The organism is Psychromonas sp. L1A2 (assembly GCF_009828855.1).
In the GTDB taxonomy this organism is placed as follows: Bacteria; Pseudomonadota; Gammaproteobacteria; order Enterobacterales; family Psychromonadaceae; genus Psychromonas.
On sequence record NZ_WUAG01000001.1, the window covers coordinates 743,402 to 761,619 of the forward strand.

General features: G+C 35.5%; 19 protein-coding genes. 14 read left to right on the top strand and 5 right to left on the bottom strand.

Translation table 11 applies throughout. The annotated features are described in order from the left end of the window. Window positions 1-6: 6 nt before the first annotated feature. The gene (locus tag GQR59_RS03280; RefSeq protein ID WP_160060693.1) at window positions 7-456 is read right to left on the bottom strand and encodes a YaiI/YqxD family protein; all 450 of its coding nucleotides are present in this window, start codon (window positions 454-456) and stop codon (window positions 7-9) included. A 330-nt stretch (window positions 457-786) separates the two neighbouring features. On the opposite strand from GQR59_RS03280, the gene cspE reads away from it, so the two are divergent. Then, window positions 787-993 carry a transcription antiterminator/RNA stability regulator CspE gene (cspE, locus tag GQR59_RS03285; protein ID WP_019613006.1) on the top strand — a complete coding sequence of 69 codons (207 nt, stop codon included), beginning with the start codon at window positions 787-789 and terminating at the stop codon, window positions 991-993. Window positions 994-1,722: 729 nt separating this feature from the next. On the opposite strand, the gene GQR59_RS03290 is transcribed toward cspE, so the two are convergent. Then, on the bottom strand, window positions 1,723-3,324 hold the full coding sequence (locus GQR59_RS03290) for a sensor histidine kinase (RefSeq protein ID WP_160060694.1): 1,602 nt from the start codon (window positions 3,322-3,324) through the stop codon (window positions 1,723-1,725). 114 nt (window positions 3,325-3,438) lie between these two features. On the opposite strand from GQR59_RS03290, the gene GQR59_RS03295 reads away from it, so the two are divergent. Together GQR59_RS03295 and GQR59_RS03300 are read left to right on the top strand one after the other, a co-directional pair. Beyond that, entirely contained in the window at window positions 3,439-4,665 is a 1,227-nt protein-coding gene (locus GQR59_RS03295) for a cystathionine gamma-synthase family protein (RefSeq protein WP_160060695.1), read from the top strand. A gap of 173 nt (window positions 4,666-4,838) precedes the next feature. Beyond that, on the top strand, window positions 4,839-5,150 hold the full coding sequence (locus tag GQR59_RS03300) for a hypothetical protein (RefSeq protein ID WP_160060696.1): 312 nt from the start codon (window positions 4,839-4,841) through the stop codon (window positions 5,148-5,150). Window positions 5,151-5,183: 33 nt separating this feature from the next. On the opposite strand, the gene GQR59_RS03305 is transcribed toward GQR59_RS03300, so the two are convergent. Beyond that, window positions 5,184-5,564, bottom strand: coding sequence for an RNA recognition motif domain-containing protein (locus GQR59_RS03305; protein WP_160060697.1), 381 nt, complete (start codon window positions 5,562-5,564; stop codon window positions 5,184-5,186). 233 nt (window positions 5,565-5,797) lie between these two features. On the opposite strand from GQR59_RS03305, the gene GQR59_RS03310 reads away from it, so the two are divergent. Further along, window positions 5,798-6,580 (top strand): TSUP family transporter, encoded by a 783-nt coding sequence (locus tag GQR59_RS03310; RefSeq protein ID WP_160060698.1) that lies wholly within the window; start codon window positions 5,798-5,800, stop codon window positions 6,578-6,580. On the opposite strand, the gene GQR59_RS03315 is transcribed toward GQR59_RS03310, so the two are convergent. Further along, window positions 6,531-7,376, bottom strand: coding sequence for a LysR family transcriptional regulator (locus GQR59_RS03315; RefSeq protein ID WP_160060699.1), 846 nt, complete (start codon window positions 7,374-7,376; stop codon window positions 6,531-6,533). The two genes, GQR59_RS03310 and GQR59_RS03315, sit on opposite strands and share 50 nt — an antisense overlap. Window positions 7,377-7,681: 305 nt before the next feature. Here GQR59_RS03315 and GQR59_RS03320 point away from each other — a divergent pair, with 305 nt between their 5' ends. From GQR59_RS03320 to greA, 6 genes are all read left to right on the top strand, one after another. After that, entirely contained in the window at window positions 7,682-8,116 is a 435-nt protein-coding gene (locus tag GQR59_RS03320) for a GNAT family N-acetyltransferase (protein ID WP_160060700.1), read from the top strand. Window positions 8,117-8,208: 92 nt separating this feature from the next. Continuing rightward, a complete protein-coding gene (locus tag GQR59_RS18595; protein ID WP_236546634.1) occupies window positions 8,209-8,418 on the top strand; it encodes a hypothetical protein in 210 nt (69 codons plus the stop codon). A 173-nt stretch (window positions 8,419-8,591) separates the two neighbouring features. Then, window positions 8,592-9,254, top strand: coding sequence for a leucine efflux protein LeuE (gene leuE / locus GQR59_RS03330; RefSeq protein ID WP_160060701.1), 663 nt, complete (start codon window positions 8,592-8,594; stop codon window positions 9,252-9,254). A 176-nt stretch (window positions 9,255-9,430) separates the two neighbouring features. Further along, window positions 9,431-11,017: a peptide chain release factor 3 gene (gene prfC, locus GQR59_RS03335; protein WP_160060702.1), complete on the top strand. Its 1,587-nt coding sequence runs from the start codon at window positions 9,431-9,433 to the stop codon at window positions 11,015-11,017. Window positions 11,018-11,232: 215 nt separating this feature from the next. Beyond that, window positions 11,233-12,039 (top strand): TatD family hydrolase, encoded by an 807-nt coding sequence (locus GQR59_RS03340; RefSeq protein ID WP_160060703.1) that lies wholly within the window; start codon window positions 11,233-11,235, stop codon window positions 12,037-12,039. A gap of 78 nt (window positions 12,040-12,117) precedes the next feature. Next, on the top strand, window positions 12,118-12,597 hold the full coding sequence (gene greA / locus GQR59_RS03345; RefSeq protein ID WP_160060704.1) for a transcription elongation factor GreA: 480 nt from the start codon (window positions 12,118-12,120) through the stop codon (window positions 12,595-12,597). A 117-nt stretch (window positions 12,598-12,714) separates the two neighbouring features. Here the strand turns inward: greA and yhbY are convergent, their stop codons facing one another. Further along, on the bottom strand, window positions 12,715-13,011 hold the full coding sequence (gene yhbY / locus GQR59_RS03350) for a ribosome assembly RNA-binding protein YhbY (RefSeq protein ID WP_160060705.1): 297 nt from the start codon (window positions 13,009-13,011) through the stop codon (window positions 12,715-12,717). Window positions 13,012-13,120: 109 nt separating this feature from the next. Between yhbY and rlmE the strand changes: the two genes are divergently transcribed. The 4 genes from rlmE to glmM all read left to right on the top strand — a co-directional run bounded on the left by rlmE (window position 13,121) and on the right by glmM (window position 18,139). Further along, entirely contained in the window at window positions 13,121-13,774 is a 654-nt protein-coding gene (gene rlmE, locus GQR59_RS03355) for a 23S rRNA (uridine(2552)-2'-O)-methyltransferase RlmE (RefSeq protein ID WP_160060706.1), read from the top strand. Window positions 13,775-13,825: 51 nt separating this feature from the next. After that, window positions 13,826-15,823, top strand: coding sequence for an ATP-dependent zinc metalloprotease FtsH (gene ftsH / locus GQR59_RS03360; protein WP_236546635.1), 1,998 nt, complete (start codon window positions 13,826-13,828; stop codon window positions 15,821-15,823). Between the two features lie 118 nt (window positions 15,824-15,941). After that, window positions 15,942-16,772, top strand: coding sequence for a dihydropteroate synthase (gene folP, locus GQR59_RS03365; protein ID WP_160060707.1), 831 nt, complete (start codon window positions 15,942-15,944; stop codon window positions 16,770-16,772). A gap of 35 nt (window positions 16,773-16,807) precedes the next feature. After that, a complete protein-coding gene (gene glmM / locus GQR59_RS03370) occupies window positions 16,808-18,139 on the top strand; it encodes a phosphoglucosamine mutase (protein ID WP_160060708.1) in 1,332 nt (443 codons plus the stop codon). The last annotated feature ends 79 nt before the right edge of the window (window positions 18,140-18,218 follow it).

Sequence of the window (18,218 nt, forward strand, 5' to 3'; positions counted from 1 at the left end):
TAAAGCCTACCTTTTTGCTTTCTGAAGCCATTTATCTAAAGAGTTAGCGAAGTTTTGTTTATCTTTATCGGAAAATTTGTTTGGACCACCACTTATTTGTCCTACACTCCGTAACTCCTCTGCTAGATTGCGCATTGCTAAACGTTGTCTTACATTATCTGCCGTGTATAACTCGCCTCGAGGGTTAAGTGCAATCACTCCTTTTTCGACAAGTTCTGCTGCAAGTGGGATATCCTGGGTAATAACAAGATCAGTTAATTCAACATGTTGGCTAATATAATTATCTGCAACATCAAAGCCTTGAGATACTTGAATTGTTTTAACTAGTGGTGTTCTTTTAACCGGAAGAGGGGAGTTCGCAACAAAAATAATTGCGGTTTTTGTTCTAGTACTTGCTCTTAATACCATCTCTCTTACTGCTACAGGGCAAGCGTCAGCATCGATCCAAATTTTCATATTTACCTCATCATTTTAAAGTCTAAATATAGCAAAAAACAACTTATTAATTAATCATTAAATTAAATGTTTAATTTAACTTGCTGATAATTAATGGTTTATTTTAAGCTTACTAATATATTTAACATTTTTTTTATATTTAGGTTAAATAGCTATTGACACCTTTTTAAACCTATATATAATAATTTTTAGCTTGAAAGTTCGTTTTATATTTATGTACTTTGTTCCGTATTAATGTACCGAATCCTATACATCATAAGTAATAGCAACACTTCTAGCCAACTGCCTTAATTTTTAAGGTTAATTACTCAAATTTATTAGGATATACACATGTCAACTACTACTGGTACAGTTAAATGGTTCAACGAATCTAAAGGTTTTGGTTTCATCGAGCAAGAAAACGGTCCTGACGTTTTCGCACATTTCTCTGCTATCGCAAGCACTGGTTTTAAAACTCTTGCTGAAGGCCAAAAAGTACAGTTTACTGTAACTCAAGGTCAAAAAGGTCCTCAAGCAGAAAACATCGTAGCTCTTTAATATTGCTTCGATGAGCATTTATTGCTCATTCTGATTGAAAAAAAGGTAGGTTAATGACTTGCCTTTTTTTATGTCTGAAACAAAATTGAAATAAATAAACCTTTAATTCAATTCAATTACAACATCAAAATAATTACAGCATCAATTCAATTACAACATCTATTTAATTACAGCATTAAAAAAATTAACATCTTTTCATTAACTCTCGTTTAAAACTCTCTCATATTAATACTTTATTATACTTTTAACCTTAGTACAGCAGTTTCGTTTTTAATTAAAATTAGACAATCAATTAATTAAAAAGCTTAGTAGAACTAGAACTAAGAGTCTTTAATATATGCATTCTTTTTTAATTGTAGTGCCTTCAAATAGGGTATTTAGCATTCTCCAGTAATACTAATCCTACTAATCCTACTAATCCTACTAATCCCACTAATTAACTGATCTATTTTACTTGTTAAAATAACTCATTGCTTCGTTAGATGTTTAGTAAAGTGAACAATCATTAAAGTATTCACATCTTTTGGTTAATTCTCCGATAGACGATTAACAAAGTTAATCTTTGAAAGGGTCAATTTACGCCTTGAATTGAACTGTTTTTTCAACACAAAATTTAGATAACATATTTAATATAATTGGTATAAATGTCTGCGTATTAGTGTTGATCAAAACACAAGATAGGCAGAAGCTGACAAGTTTAGGCTTGCCATGCAATTTAGCCGTTGATAACTAAATACGTGTCACTGTGCGTTTTTCAAATGGTAATATCACTGTAAAGATACTGCCATGACCAATTTCACTAGATACTTTAATTTCACCCTTATGTTGATGAATAATTGAATAGCTAATTGATAAACCTAATCCTGTACCTTTTCCTAATGGTTTAGTGGTATAAAAAGGTGTGAAAATATCGTTAACTTTATTGGGATCTATACCTGTCCCTGAGTCTGAAACTTGAATATATAAATTATGATCTTGTACATGGGCCTTAAAGAACACAACTTTCTTCTCAGAGGTTTCTACTGAATCTCTGGCATTTATTAATAGGTTAATGAGTACTTGTTCTATTTGTGTCTTATTACAGAATAATAATGGCAATGAAGGGGGGATGACTTGCCTTAATTCGACTTGATCTTGTTTATATTGGTTGATAACAATTGAAATAACATTGTTAAAAATATCATTTGGATTTTCTTTCTGATAGTTATCAAGTTCGCTATCTCGTCCAAAACTTCCTACTTGCTTAACAATTTTCTCGATACGTTCACTTTGAGTCATAATCGCTTTAAAGCTATTTTCAACTAAATGATAATTTCCACTACCCAAGTTATCCATACACATATCTGTATGGATACAGATGACTTGTAAAGGTTGGTTTATTTCATGCGCGATGCCAGCTGCAATCTCACCCAATGAAGCCAATTTATTTGATTGAATGAGTTTAGCTTGGCTACTTTTACATTCATCATCTACACGTTTTAATTGGTCGTTATTATCAATATCTTTTTTATACAAGGCAATATTCAGTGTTAATAGCTTTACAGAGATTGCGGCAAGAAAAGAAATTAAGATCGTTAAAATTATAAATAAATCTTTTTCGTGTGGAGAGGTAATCGACCAGATCATCAACTCCCAGTTTTGACCATAAATAGATAAAGTAAATTGCTCTGTTATTTTATTAATATGCATCTTCTCAGGTAAAAAGCTGAACAGAGGAATACCATTTTCAGATAATGCAAAATAGTTGGTTATTTGATAAGTATCTAGTTTGTAACGTAATAACTTATTTATATTTAAGGGAGCTTCAACATAGGCAATTAATACCTCATCTATCACAATTGGGAATTGTAGATTTAGCTCCATCTCCATTTCATTGTCTGGTGAATATGAAGCACGACTGGCATAAATAAAAGATGAGATAACTTCTGCACTATCCATTGGTAAATGGTTACGAGCGCGTAATTGCCTTTTCCTTGCCATTTCACTGTCTGATGTTATTAAAGCATGGTCGGGCAAATCAAACTGCGCTTCTGCTATTAATGGGAATAGTTTTATTGTTTTTATGAATTGATTGATACGTATTAAAGCATCGCTATCAGCCTGCCAATTTTTATTAATATCATCAATAGAGTGCCAACGATTAACTAATAATTGGATCTGTTCTGCGTGATTTTCAATACTGTCTCTAATATTAAAACTGATTGTTTTAACATCGGTTTTAATGTTTTCTTGTTGTAGTAATTTTTCTTCTTGAGTTAATTGAATTGAAATTAAATATGAAATAGTTAACCCAATTGCAAAAACCAAAATACTATAAATATTTGATTTCAATTTATTTCCTTAATACACCTAATGCTAAATCCATCTAGATTAGGCATAATACGTTAAATTTACGACATTTTAGATCAAAGCGATCATTATTGAGAATAAAAGCAAGGAATTTAAATGACAGCGTTAGGTTTTACGACAAAAATAGTGCATTCAGATCATAAACTAGGTCTAGAAGCTGGTGCTGTCCATGCACCAATCCATAATTCTGTGCCATTTGGCTTTGAAGATGTACAAGGTCTGATTGATGTGTTCCAAGGCCAGCCAGGACATGCTTATGCACGTTCTTCAACACCCACTTTGGATGCATTGTGTAAAAAAATTCAAAAAATGGATAATGGTGTTGCAACAGCTGTTTTTTCTTCGGGCATGTCTGCAATAGTTGCTACATTTCTAACATTATTAAAATCTGGCGACCATCTTATTTGTAGTCGTTTTCTTTTTGGTAACACAACCTCTTTATTAACAACCTTACAAGGTTATGATATTGATGTAACGTTAGTTGATGCAACGGATATTAATGAAGTTACTGCTGCATTGAAACCAAATACAAAAATGGTTTTCGTAGAAACAATTGCAAACCCAGTTACACAAGTTAGTGCGTTAGTTGAAATCGGTGATTTCTGTGAACAAAAAGGTTTAGTTTACGTTATCGATAACACCATTACATCAAGTTACTTATTTGATGCTAGAACCGTTAAAGCAAGTTTGATTACCACTTCATTGTCTAAGTATGTTGCAGGTCACGGTAATGCAATGGGAGGCTCGGTAACTGATACGGGGTTATTCAATTGGGAAAACTATCCAAATATCTATGAGGGTTACCGTAAAGGTGATAGCAAGATGTGGGGAATTAGCCAAATCAAGAAAAAAGGCCTGCGTGATATGGGGGCTTGTTTAAGCTCTCAAGGTGCACATCTTATTTCTGTTGGTAGTGAGACAATGGAATTACGTATGGAGCGTCAAGCGGTTAACACTATGGCGTTAGCTGAGTTATTACATGGGCATCCTAAAATAGCAAAAGTTTATTACCCTGGTTTAGCTGATCATCCTCAACATGAACGAGCTAAACAACTTTTCAGTGGTTTTGGTGCACTATTAAGTTTTGATTTAATTGAAGGTATTGATTGTTGTGAATTTTTAAATAAATTAAATCTAGTGATCAGTGCAACGCATTTAGGCGATAACCGAACCTTAGCATTGCCTGTTGCACCTACAATTTATTTCGAAATGGGTTTACAGCTACGTCAAGAGATGGGAATTAGCGAAAATATGATCCGTTGTTCGATTGGAATTGAAAATACTGTAGATTTGATTGCTGATTTTGAGCAAGCCTTAGCTTAAGTTGAGGAGTAGAAAAAGAGGCTGGATGTCTCTTTTTCTTTGTTGCCATGTTTAAATATTTAATTGTTATCACTTTATCTTGTTTGTGCGCGTCTACATACGCTGAAACCTCTGATGTTGTTAAAAAGAACATAGAGTTAAAAGCGCTGGGGAATACATTAGCAAATTATGATATGTGCAAGTCACTAGCAACTCAATCTGGTGATAAAGTGATGGCATATTATTATGATGAAATGCATCGACTAGCGATGACAGAAACAAAGTTAGGCAGCGAAGTTGATAAGCAGCTACAAGTTGAAATAATTGAAGATGAATACTATAAGGCATTCTCCATCCTCAAAAAAATAAACAGTGCTGGTTTATACCAGCTCTGTTTAAATAGATTCGATTCAGTTTCTCGCCAGTATTATACGACTAAATTATCGGCTAAATTAGAGCAAGCTCAGTTAGAAAAAAACAAGCGAGAAAAGTCTGAGTTAGAATAGCCTCTTTTAAAAACTAAATCTAAACCCAACTTATTAATCTTCTACCTTACCCCAAACGACTGCAGGATCAGCCATTTCAGAGGTTTCTTCAGTTTTTACTGGCGCTTTTTTAGTTGCTTTCTTCTCTTTAATAATCGGTTTAGCTTCTGCTTCTGTTGTTTCTTCAGCATCTTTTTTAGCTTCTGCTTTTTTAACTCGTATTAAATTACCTGCTAACTTGTAACCATTCAGCTGTTTAATTGCCGCTTTTGCTTCGCCTACTTTTGGCATCTCTACAAAAGCAAAACCTTTTGATGAACCTGTATCTTTGTCTAAAACAAGGTTACAAGATTGAACATTGCCGTGCTCTTTAAATAAAGTCAGTAACTTTTCTTCTGTGGTTGCTTTTGCAAGGTTGCGTACTAATAATTTCATTGGAACTCACTTAATTAAATAATTTTTATTATTTTAACAGGAAGTGAAATCGATTGCTGTTTAAAGCGTAACGAATTAATAAATACATAAACCTAAATGGAATAATTAGATAAAAATAAACAATCTATTCGATACTCATGAAAAATTGGAATATATTGATTTCCTTTCTTTTGCTCATGGCAAAATGATACCAGTGCTATATTCTCGCCATTCATTATTACTAAGGAAAAAGAATGGAAATCTCATTTGAGATCATGGCGTTATTGGTAGCTGTAGCGACATTAGCGGGATTTATTGATGCCATGGCTGGCGGAGGAGGGTTATTAACCGTTCCAGCATTACTAGCAGCAGGTATTCCGCCTGCTCAAGCTTTAGCGACCAATAAATTGCAAAGCTCTTTTGGTAGTTTTTCAGCTAGTTGGTATTTCATTCGTACGGGCACAGTACAACTAAAAACAATGTGGTTATCGATTGCTTGTACTTTTGTTGGCGCAGGAATAGGGGCAGAAGTAGTACAACATGTTAAAGCAGACGTTTTAATGAGTATTATCCCTATTATCTTAATTGCAATCTCAAGCTACTTTCTTTTTTCATCATCAATTACACCGCATCCAGATGATAAACCTAAACTGTCAGAAGCTGCATTTGCTTTTGTCATTGGTGGAAGTGTTGGCTTTTACGATGGCTTTCTAGGTCCTGGTACAGGTTCTATTTTCACTGTCTGTTTTGTTGCATTAGGCCGTTATGGTTTAGTGGCTGCAACTGCACGCACTAAAGTATTAAATTTCACTTCAAATATTGCAGCGCTAACTTTTTTTATTTTCGCTGGGTTACCCATTTGGGAGCTAGGGTTAACAATGGCTGTTGGTGGTTTTATTGGTGCTCGAATGGGCGCTAGAGTCGTGTTAGGCAAAGGCCAAAAAATTATTCGGCCTTTAGTGATCGTTATGTCGATGACGATGGCTATTAAACTGCTTTGGGAACAGCATTCTCAATGGCTACAAGCAATTTTTTAACGCGTTCGTTATGGTAAGTGTTAGGACGTAAACATAAATGTACCGGGCGAAATAAGGGCTGTAACTGTGCAAAACTAAAGCAATATTGTGTTTCTATCTTTAACGCTTTAACAATTGAAAGCGGTACTAAAGCAGGAGCTATTCCGCCCAGAGCTAGTTGTGCTGAGGCTGTGTAAGAATCCATTTCCATTAAAGGTTCAATGCCCAGTTGAGATAGAATATCTAGTTGGTATCGATTAGCTGGGTTTGATAAATCATTAGTTAATACTTGATTGGGTAATGTTTGTAAGGGGAATTGACTAACCAACACAAAAGGTTCTTTCCAAAGAAAAATAGCTTTTAGACCATGATGAGGAGGTAAATGCCCAGCACAAAAGCCGATAGTCGCTTTACCTGATTGTACTTTTTCAATTATTCTGGGCGTATGATCGGTACTGATTCTGATGGCATTGTCATGTTTGAAATACTCCCCCATCATAGTTGAAAGGTAGCCCGCCACTAAGGTTTCTGAACAATTAAGGGAAATTATGGTGTTATCTAATAATGCATGTTGCTCATAAATTTGACCTTGCAGTTCTTGAAAAGTCGGGCCAATAGTTGCGATTAGCTCATTTGCAGCAGGGGTTAAACGGACATGGCGTCCATCGGGGACAATAAGCTTTTTCCCTAGTTTCTTTTCTAATAAGGCAATGCGTTTACTGACCGCTGATTGGCTAATATAAAGCTGACTGCCCACTTTACTCATGGTTTTTTCATGGCTAAGTGCCAATAACGTTTCAATGCCTTCCAATAACATAGTATGTTGTTAGCCTTGTATTTAAGTAAATTTTTAGAGAATCTAATGTTTTAAAATATCATTTTTACAATATAGTTTTTTACAATATAGCATTGATGCTAAATAGGAATAGATAAAGTTTTAGCGCTAAAAAAGTGCGATTTTATAAATTAATACTAATAAATAGCAATGAAGTTTAATAAGTATCCCGTAGGTGCTTAGCTAACGAGATAATTGATTCTAAAAACTAACTTAGTAAAGCTTTACGATGATTATTTGAACGTTTAGATTATGTTGTATCAGCTTTTAATTGTTAAGGATTTATTATGGTTTCCGGCTATAGCATTAGTTCAAATCCAAAAGAAATGGATTTATCTGTAATACACGGTTACCTTTCGAGTTCCTATTGGGCCAAAGGTATACCGTTGCAAGTGATGGAAAAAGCGGTCAATAATTCATTATGTTTTGGTGTGTTTACGAATACAGGAGAGCAAGTTGCTTTTGCTCGCATGATCACTGATTACGCTACCTCTGCCTATTTAGCTGATGTGTTTGTTTTAGAAAAACATAGAGGCAAGGGGATAAGTAAATGGTTAGTGAAAACGATTATAGAATATCCTGATTTGCAAGGGCTAAGAAGAATGTTGCTTGCGACTAGTGATGCGCATGGTCTTTATCAACAATTTGGTTTTACACCTTTAAACTCTCCAGAGCTTTTCATGGAACTACATCAACCAGATGTTTATTTAAAGGTTAAGTAGATAAATAGCATTATGGCATTTGATAGAGGGTTGAAAGAGAGACTTTATAAGCACTTTATTGAACGACATGATCTTAATTTACCGTAAATAAAGTGTTCGGATATTTAGGTTTTTTACTCTCGGGGCACATATGTTGTGCCATTATTGAAGATAAATTGTTAGCGCGTGTTGGTGCTGTAAATTATACTTCTTGCTTAGCTAGGCCTGATACTACTGAAATGGGCTTTACAGGCAAACCGATTAAAACCATGGTTTATGTTTGGCTTAATGGATTTGATAGCAATGACGACTTAGTTGATTAAATATGTATGTTAATTTTGTCGACACTTTAGCGTCTAAAGAATAAAAAGCTTTAACCTATAAAGAAAAGTTTGAAAAGTTTGAAATTAATAGGTTAACTTGAATTTTTAATGCATATTTAACAAATACTTATTTTATATAAACACTTATCTTAAATAAATAAAACAGAGATATTATGGAAGCTTTTGGTGTTATTAATTATGTCACTTATTTTATCGGTGCTTTATTCGTTATCCTATTACCTGGGCCTAATTCATTATATGTATTAGCACTTTCAGCACAGCAAGGTCGTCGCGTTGGATGGGCAGCTGTTGCTGCAGTTTTAATTGGTGATTCATTATTGATTTTAGCAACGGCTTTAGGCGCTGTGACTATTCTTACAACTTACCCAGCGATTTTTATGTTTATAAAATATGCTGGTGCAGGTTATTTGATTTACATTGGTTATAATTTAATTACAGGTGCGATAAAGTCATGGCGTCAGTTAGACGATAAAAATTTACAATCAGTCATAAAAATAAAAAAGACTACTGGCATACAAGCTTTTCGAAAAGCATTACTTGTTAGTTTATTAAATCCAAAAGCGATTTTATTTTTCCTTTCCTTCTTTGCTCAGTTTGTTGACCCAAGCTACCCTCAACCTGCGATCCCATTTTTGATTCTGGCATTAACTATTCAAACATTTAGTTTAATTTATCTAGCTGTATTAATTTATGCTGGTTCAACATTAGCCGAAAGTTTTAGAAAACGTAAAAAAGTAAGTGCTGTTTCTGGGGGGAGTGTTGGTATTGGCTTTGTTGGTTTTGCGGTAAAACTTGCATTAGCCAGTGCCAGCTAGTAAAGGCTGAGCTTTTAAATGACAATGCTTATTTAAATGCTATTGAGGCAGAAGTTTATAATAGGAAATGAATTAATTAACTCAATTTGCTATAGTTCTGCCAAATTTATAAATCACTCATTTCGTAGAAAAACTATTGTGTGCATATTTGTGTACATATAAAGAGAAAACTAAATATGGCAGACGCTAAATTCCTAGAAGCAGTCAACTCTAGACGTACATTCGCAATCATATCTCATCCTGATGCGGGTAAAACAACAATCACTGAAAAAGTACTTTTATTCGGGAACGCATTACAAAAAGCCGGTACTGTAAAAGGTAAAAAATCTGGTCAACATGCAAAATCTGACTGGATGGAAATGGAAAAAGATCGTGGTATTTCTATCACCACTTCTGTAATGCAATTTCCATATAAACATGGTTTAGTGAATCTGTTAGATACACCTGGACATGAAGACTTCTCGGAAGATACTTACCGTACGTTAACGGCCGTTGACTCATGTTTAATGGTTATTGATGCTGCAAAAGGTGTAGAGCAACGTACTATTAAATTAATGGAAGTAACACGTTTACGTGATACTCCTATTATTACCTTCATGAACAAATGTGACCGTGATACACGTGATCCAGTAGATTTGATGGATGAAGTGGAAGACGTACTGAACATTGCTTGTGCACCAATTACTTGGCCAATCGGCATGGGTAAAGAATTTAAAGGTGTTTATCATCTCTTGCGTGATGAAGTGATTTTATACGAATCAGGTCAAGGGCATACCATTCAAGATGTTCGTATCATCAAAGGGTTAGATAATCCAGAAGTCGATAAAGCACTGCCCAATCACGCTGATGATTTACGTGAAGAAATGGAGCTAGTGTTAGGGGCTTCTAATGAATTTGACCAAGAGTTGTTTTTAGCGGGTGAATTGACGCCGGTTTATTTTGGGACCGCGTTAGGTAACTTTGGTGTTGACCATGTATTAGATGGTTTAGTTGAATGGGCACCAAAACCACTACCAAGAGCAACAGTGCAACGTGTTGTTGAACCAACGGAAGAAACATTCTCTGGTTTCATCTTTAAAATTCAAGCGAATATGGACCCAAAACATCGTGACCGTATTGCCTTTATGCGAGTGTGTTCTGGTAAGTATGAAAAAGGCATGAAGATGCATCATGTTCGTACTGGTAAATTGGTTAGTATTTCCGATGCGGTCACCTTTATGGCCGGTGATCGTACTGCTTCTGAAGAGTCATTTTCTGGCGATATTATCGGTTTACATAACCATGGTACCATTCAGATAGGTGACACCTTTACTACCGGTGAAGATCTTAAATTCACAGGTATTCCTAACTTTGCACCAGAAATGTTCCGTCGTATTCGTTTGAAAGATCCTCTAAAACAAAAACAATTGTTGAAAGGATTAATGCAACTATCTGAAGAGGGTGCGGTACAGGTCTTCCGTCCATTACGTAGCAATGATTTAATCGTTGGAGCGGTTGGTGTACTTCAGTTTGAAGTGGTTGTACAACGTTTGAAATCTGAATATAAAGTAGATGCAATTTATGAAGGTATTAGTGTTGCTACCGCTTTATGGGTTGATTGTGAAAACCCTATCAAAATGGCAGAGTTTGAGAAAAAAGCCTTTGATAACCTAGCATTAGATGGCAGTAATAACTTAACGTATGTTGCCCCTACTATGGTTAATTTAAACTTAGCTATTGAACGTTACCCTGATGTTCGTTTCCGTAAAACTCGTGAACATTAAGAGTGATTGTTTGGTAATTAACAACCGTTTTGTCTAATTAAAAGACATATATAAATGGATATTAAAGCGTCTACGGGCGCTTTTTTTATAGCTGTTATTTAGTCTAAACATCATTAACTAGTTTCGTTAATAATGTTTAGATTCATCATGGTTCTATAACCACTTTAGTCTCGCTCTGTAAATTCAACTTTATTAGTTTTAGTAAGAGGTTATGTATGTTTATTGATAGTCATTGTCATTTTAATTTTGATTGCTTCAAAGCAGATCACGATAACTTACTTTCAGCGCTTAGTGATACAAATATCAATAAGCTGATTATTCCAGGAACCGATGCTAAACGTTGGCCTGAAATCATAGACCTTGTCGAAAAAAAGACGGTTGTAAAAGAATACAAACAAACACTTTATTTTGCTTTAGGGATCCATCCTCATTTTTTAGCTGACTTTGAAGATAATCACTTAGTGCAACTGAAAGAGTTATTAATTAACTCCCTTAAACAATCAAATAACCGATGTGTTGCATTAGGTGAAATTGGTCTGGATAAATTAATTGATACTGAGCTAGCGACACAGGAAAGAGTGTTTTTAGCACAATTAGCTATAGCGGAATGCCTGAATTTACCTGTTATTTTGCATGTGGTTAAAACCCAGTCTCGGGTTTTACAATTACTAAAAGAAACCAAATTTAGTCACGGTGGGGTTTATCATGCCTTTTCAGGAAGTGAAGAAATTGCCAATGAATTTATTAAATTAGGTTTTAAATTGGGTATTGGCGGTGTTATTACGTACCCGAGCGCAAATAAAACACGCAATGCTTTAAGTAAATTACCATTAACAAGTATCGTATTAGAAACTGATGCCCCCGATATGCCTATTTATCAGCAATCAACCTCTCATAATTCACCTTTAAATTTAAAAATTATTTTTGAATCGCTATGTGAAATAAGAAAAGAATCCTCAACAGTTGTCGCACAACAAATTTATTCAAATACAAAAAGCATTTTTTCTATAATCAATGACTAATGTAAGTAAGTAGCGTAAAATAGGCGCTTTTGTAAATACAGTTAGTGAAACATTGTTTCCAGAATAAGGTGATGGTTAATGACTCAATATCCAATGACAGCAAAAGGCGCTGGTATTTTACGTGCTGAATTAGAGCAGTTAAAAACAGTAAAGCGTCCTGAGATTGTACATGCTATTGCAGAAGCTCGTGAACATGGCGATTTAAAAGAAAATGCTGAATACCATGCCGCCCGTGAACAGCAAGGATTTTGTGAAGGTCGAATTCAAGATATCGAAGCAAAATTATCAAATGCACAAATTATCGATGTCAGCAAAATTGCAAATAACGGTAAAGTAATCTTTGGTTCAACGGTAACAATTGTTAATGCTGAAACAGATGAAGAAGTAAGCTACCAAATTGTAGGCGATGATGAATCTGATATTAAAAACAATCTTATTTCAATTAACTCACCGATTGCTCGTGGTTTGATTGGGAAGAAATTAGATGATGAAATTTCAATTACAACACCGGGCGGTGTGATTGATTACGATATCATTAAAGTAGAATATGTTTGTTAATTTGATTCATCCCTTAAGTTATTTTCGCGGTATAACCTGTCAAAATAAAATAGGGCAATAAAAAGCCCAGATAAACTGGGCTTTTTATTGGTAAAAAAATAAGATTAAAACGTAAAATTATTTACGTGGTAATTCTATTTTTTTAGCTTCACTTGGACGATATAAAACAACAATATGTCCAATTTTTGCAATCGCTAACGCTTCAGTTTCACGTACAATTGCATCAATGATAAGTTGTTTAGTGTCACGATCATCGGTCGCAATTTTTACTTTAATTAATTCATGGTGACTAATAGCGTTTTCTATCTCAGCTAATACGCCTTCGGTTAAGCCATTTTGTCCCAGTAATACAACTGGTTTTAAGGGATGAGCTAAACCTTTTAAAAATTGTTTCTGTTTGTTTGATAATTTCATGCAAATATCTTTCATTAAGGGTTGAAAACAGTTCATTCTACCCTTAAATATTAACCTTTACTATTTAGATTATTATTTATCCTAATATTCGCTCACTAAGGAAGTCATTGTGGCAAAACCAGACAGTACAAATCGTCTTAAAAAAAGTGCATCAGGCAGTTCTAAACGGTGGATGCATGAGCATGTAAACGATTTCTATGTGAAAGAAGCAAACAAACAAGGGTTACGATCTCGTGCTGTTTTTAAATTAGATGAAATAAACGGTAAAGATAAACTAATACGCTCAGGCATGACGGTAGTCGATTTAGGCGCTGCGCCTGGAAGTTGGTCGCAATGGGCAGTTGAGAAGGTAGGGTTGAAAGGCAAAGTAATTGCTTGTGACATTTTACCAATGGATTCGATTGCTGGTGTTGATTTTTTACAAGGTGACTTCCGAGAAGAGGTGGTCCTTAATGCATTGCTTCAACGTATTGGTGATAACAAAGTTGATGTTGTTTTATCAGATATGGCGCCCAATATGAGCGGAAATACTGGTATTGATCAACCTAAGTCAATGTATTTAGTTGAGTTGGCATTAGATATGTGTCGTGATGTGCTTGTTAAAGACGGTAGCTTTATTGTTAAAGTCTTTATGGGAGCTGAATACGAGTCATTTATCAATGAGGTACGAAAATTATTCAAATCAGTTAAAACTAGAAAACCCGATTCTTCAAGAGCGAGATCTCGAGAGGTTTATTTAGTGGCGACTGGTTTTAAACTGTAGTAATCTGCTTTATCATTATATTCTTTTAATTTTTAACATGAGGTTTACATCTTGAACGATATGGCAAAAAACCTGATATTGTGGTTAGTCATCGCAGTAGTCTTAATGTCTTTATTCCAAGGCTTTGGATCAGACGATACCAATAAATCACAAATCGACTACACCAGTTTTAATAAAGAAGTAAGCCAAGGACTGATTCAACAAGTACAAATTAATGGCCAAGAAATTAAAGGTTTAAAAAGTAATCAAACTCCGTTTGTTACCTATATCCCTGCGCCTGATTTAGACTTGGTAAATTACCTTATTAAAAACGACGTAAAAGTTGAAGGCACACCACCTGAAGAAACAAGCTTCTTAGCGTCTATTTTTGTGTCATGGTTCCCAATGCTGTTATTAATCGGTGTTTGGATCTTTTTCATGCGTAATATGCAAGGCGGCGGAAAAGGCGGCGCTATGTCATTTGGTAAGAGTAAAGCCAAATTGATGAGTGAAGACCAAATTAAAACAACGTTTGCTGATGTTGCTGGTTGTGATGAAGCAAAAGAAGATGTTGTTGAATTAGTTGAATATTTAAAAGATTCAAGTAAATTCCAAAAATTAGGTGGTCGAATTCCAACGGGTATTTTATTGGTTGGTCCTCCTGGTACGGGTAAAACACTACTCGCTAAAGCGATTGCTGGTGAAGCTAAAGTCCCATTCTTCTCAATTTCAGGTTCTGACTTTGTTGAAATGTTTGTTGGTGTTGGTGCTTCTCGTGTTCGTGATATGTTTGAACAAGCTAAAAAATCAGCGCCTTGTATCATCTTTATCGATGAAATCGATGCCGTAGGTCGTGCTCGTGGCGCCGGTATGGGTGGCGGTAACGATGAACGTGAACAAACATTAAACCAAATGTTAGTTGAAATGGATGGTTTTGAAGGTAATGAGGGTATCATCGTTATTGCTGCGACTAACCGTCCAGATGTACTAGATGCTGCATTGTTACGTCCTGGCCGTTTTGACCGTCAAGTTGTTGTTGGTTTACCAGATGTACGTGGACGTGAACAGATACTAAAAGTGCACATGCGTAAGATTCCACTGGAAGACGACGTTAAAGCAATGGTATTAGCACGTGGTACGCCAGGTTTCTCTGGTGCTGACTTAGCTAACTTAGTTAATGAAGCTGCATTGTTTGCTGCACGTGGCAATAAACGTACCGTATCAAAAGAAGATTTTGAGCAAGCACGTGACAAAATATTAATGGGATCTGAGCGCCGTAGTCTAGTGATGACGGTTAAAGATAAAGAATCGACTGCTTACCATGAAGCGGGACATGCAATTGTGGCTAAGTTAGTGCCTCAACATCACCCAATCCATAAAGTAACGATTATTCCACGCGGACGTGCGTTAGGTGTGACTCAATTCTTACCTGAAGGCGATCAAATCTCACAAAATAAAGATGAGTTGGAAAGTAGTATTTCAGTTGCTTATGGTGGCCGTATTGCTGAAGAGCTTATTTATGGTACACAAAAAGTATCAACAGGGGCTTCGCAAGATATCAAGCAAGCTTCTGCTATTGCTCGTGCAATGGTTACTGAATGGGGTTTCTCTGAAAAGTTAGGTCCTATTTTATTAACTGGTGAGCAAGGTAGTTTACGTTCTAATGTAGTTTCTCATGAAACGGGTAAAATCATTGATGATGAAGTAAAAGTTTTCATTGATACTAACTACAAACGTGCTTATAAGTTATTAACAGATAACATCGATATTTTGCATGCAATGAAAGAAGCATTAATGAAATACGAAACAATTGATGCGTTACAAGTCGATGATTTAATGGCTCGGGTTACTGTTCGTCCTCCTAGTGATTGGGTAGATGATAAAGAGTCTGAAATAGTTAAAGCGACTATATCATCAACAGAAGAAGCTGAAGCTGATAAGGTCGATACTGAAAAATCTTCAGAGAAGACTGTTGTTGAAAGTAAAGAAGAAGTCGCTAGTGATGTTGAAGTTGATGAGACAGAAACAAAAGCACCAACTACAACTGAAGAAGATAAAAGCGATAAGTAATTAAAGCGATAATTAATATTAATTAAATTGTTTTAACTGAATACAAAAAACCTAAGCTTGCTTAGGTTTTTTTATCACTTTATTTTCTCCCATCTAATACCACTAAAAGCGTGAAGTAATGATCTTAACTAGCCATAATAAAAAACTTAATCTCGACCGACCTCACATAATGGGAATACTCAATGTCACGCCTGATTCATTTTCTGATGGTGGTGAATATGCACAGTTAGATAGTGCTTTCATACATGCACAAGAAATGGTTAATCAAGGTGCTACTATTATTGATATTGGTGGTGAATCTACAAGGCCCGGTGCAAACGATGTTATCTTGAATGAGGAACTTGATAGAGTTATACCTATTATTGAACGTATTAAAAATGAATTGGATTGTTGGATTTCAATTGATACTAGTAAAGCAGTCGTGATGACAGAAGCCGTTAATGCAGGCGCTGATATTATTAATGACGTGAGAGCATTACGTGAAGAAGGCGCTTTAAAGGCTGCCATTGAAGCAAATGTGCCTGTGTGTTTGATGCACATGCAAGGGCAACCTAGAAGCATGCAAACAGCACCTAATTATAATGATGTAGTAGCTGAAGTAAGACGTTTTTTAATTGAACGTAGTGATGACTGTATTAACGCGGGTCTTAAAGCTGAGAATATTATTATCGACTTAGGTTTTGGGTTTGGAAAATCATTACAACATAATTTTGATTTGTTAAATGCAACGCAACAATTTATATCGTTAGGTTTTCCTGTGTTAACCGGAGTTTCTCGCAAATCAATGTTTGGTCAATTACTAAATCGTGATATAAATGACCGTTTAGCAGGAAGCCTAGCTGGCGCAATGATTGCGATGCAGCAAGGTTCAAAAATAATTCGTGTTCATGATGTCGCAGAAACTGTAGATGTCATGAAAGTATTACAGCAAATAAATACCTTTAAATAATAAAAGGTATCTCTGACGATGGTAAGATTTTTATTATGAATAAAAAGTATTTTGGTACCGATGGTATTCGCGGCAAAGTAGGTGAATCTCTAATTACTCCTGAGTTTGCATTAAAGCTTGGTTGGGCTGCAGGTCGTGTATTAGCCAAGTCAGGTAATAAAAAGGTATTAATTGGTAAAGATCCTCGTATTTCTGGTTACATGCTTGAAGCCGCTTTACAAGCAGGGTTAACCTCTGCAGGTATTATTCCTGTATTAATGGGGCCAATGCCTACTCCAGCAATTGCTTACCTTACACATACATTTCGAGCTACGGCAGGGATTGTTATCAGTGCCTCGCATAATCCATACTATGATAATGGTATTAAATTCTTTTCCGATGAAGGTATTAAACTATCTGAGAAAGTAGAATTAGAAATTGAAGCTGAAATAGATAAAGAACTAAAATGTGTTGATAGTAGTGAGATGGGTAAAGCTTATCGTGTTAACGATGCAGCTGGCCGTTACATTGAATTCTGTAAAAGTACTTTTCCATCACAATATGACTTAAGTGGACTAAAAATAGTCGTTGATTGTGCTAATGGAGCGACTTATCACATTGCACCTTCTGTTATTAGTGAATTAGGTGCTGAAGTAATAGCAATGGGCGTAGAGCCTAACGGCGTCAACATCAACTTAAACTGTGGTGCAACCAGTATGGATGCCATTGCGGCACGTGTTATTGAAGAAAAAGCTGATTTTGGTATTGCTTTTGATGGTGATGGTGACCGAGTAATGATGGTTGATCATACTGGTTATGTACTTGATGGTGATGAACTTTTATATATCATTGCTCGTGATAAATTACGCAAAGGCACACTAAACGGTGGCGCGGTTGGTACTAAAATGTCTAATCTTGGATTAGAGCAAGCATTAAAAACATTAGGTATCCCATTTGATCGTTCCGATGTAGGTGATCGCCATGTAATGGAGCTAATGAAGAAAAATGGTTGGAGTATTGGTGCTGAGAATTCAGGACATGTTATATGTGCTGATCATTTAGCAACGGGAGATGGCATTGTTTCTGGTTTGCAAGTGATGAGTGCAATGCAAGGAAGTCGTATGAATTTACATGACTTACGTCAAGGCATGCGTAAATACCCGCAGATACTTGAAAGCATTCGCTATAATAATGAGATAGATCCGCTACAAGATGAAGATGTATTAGCTGAATTAGCTCGAATCGAAACATTGCTAGGCGATCGTGGCCGTGTATTATTAAGAAAATCAGGCACAGAACCTGTTTTCCGAGTAATGGTTGAAGCAGATGAAAGTGAAGAAAAAGTAATTGCTTACGCTAAATCTTTAGCCAGCAAAGTTAAAGTATAATTAGTCGTCTAAAGTAAAAAATAGAATCAATGCTTTAGAGTGAAACAATGAATATTAAGGTAAAATAACGCAGTAGTTG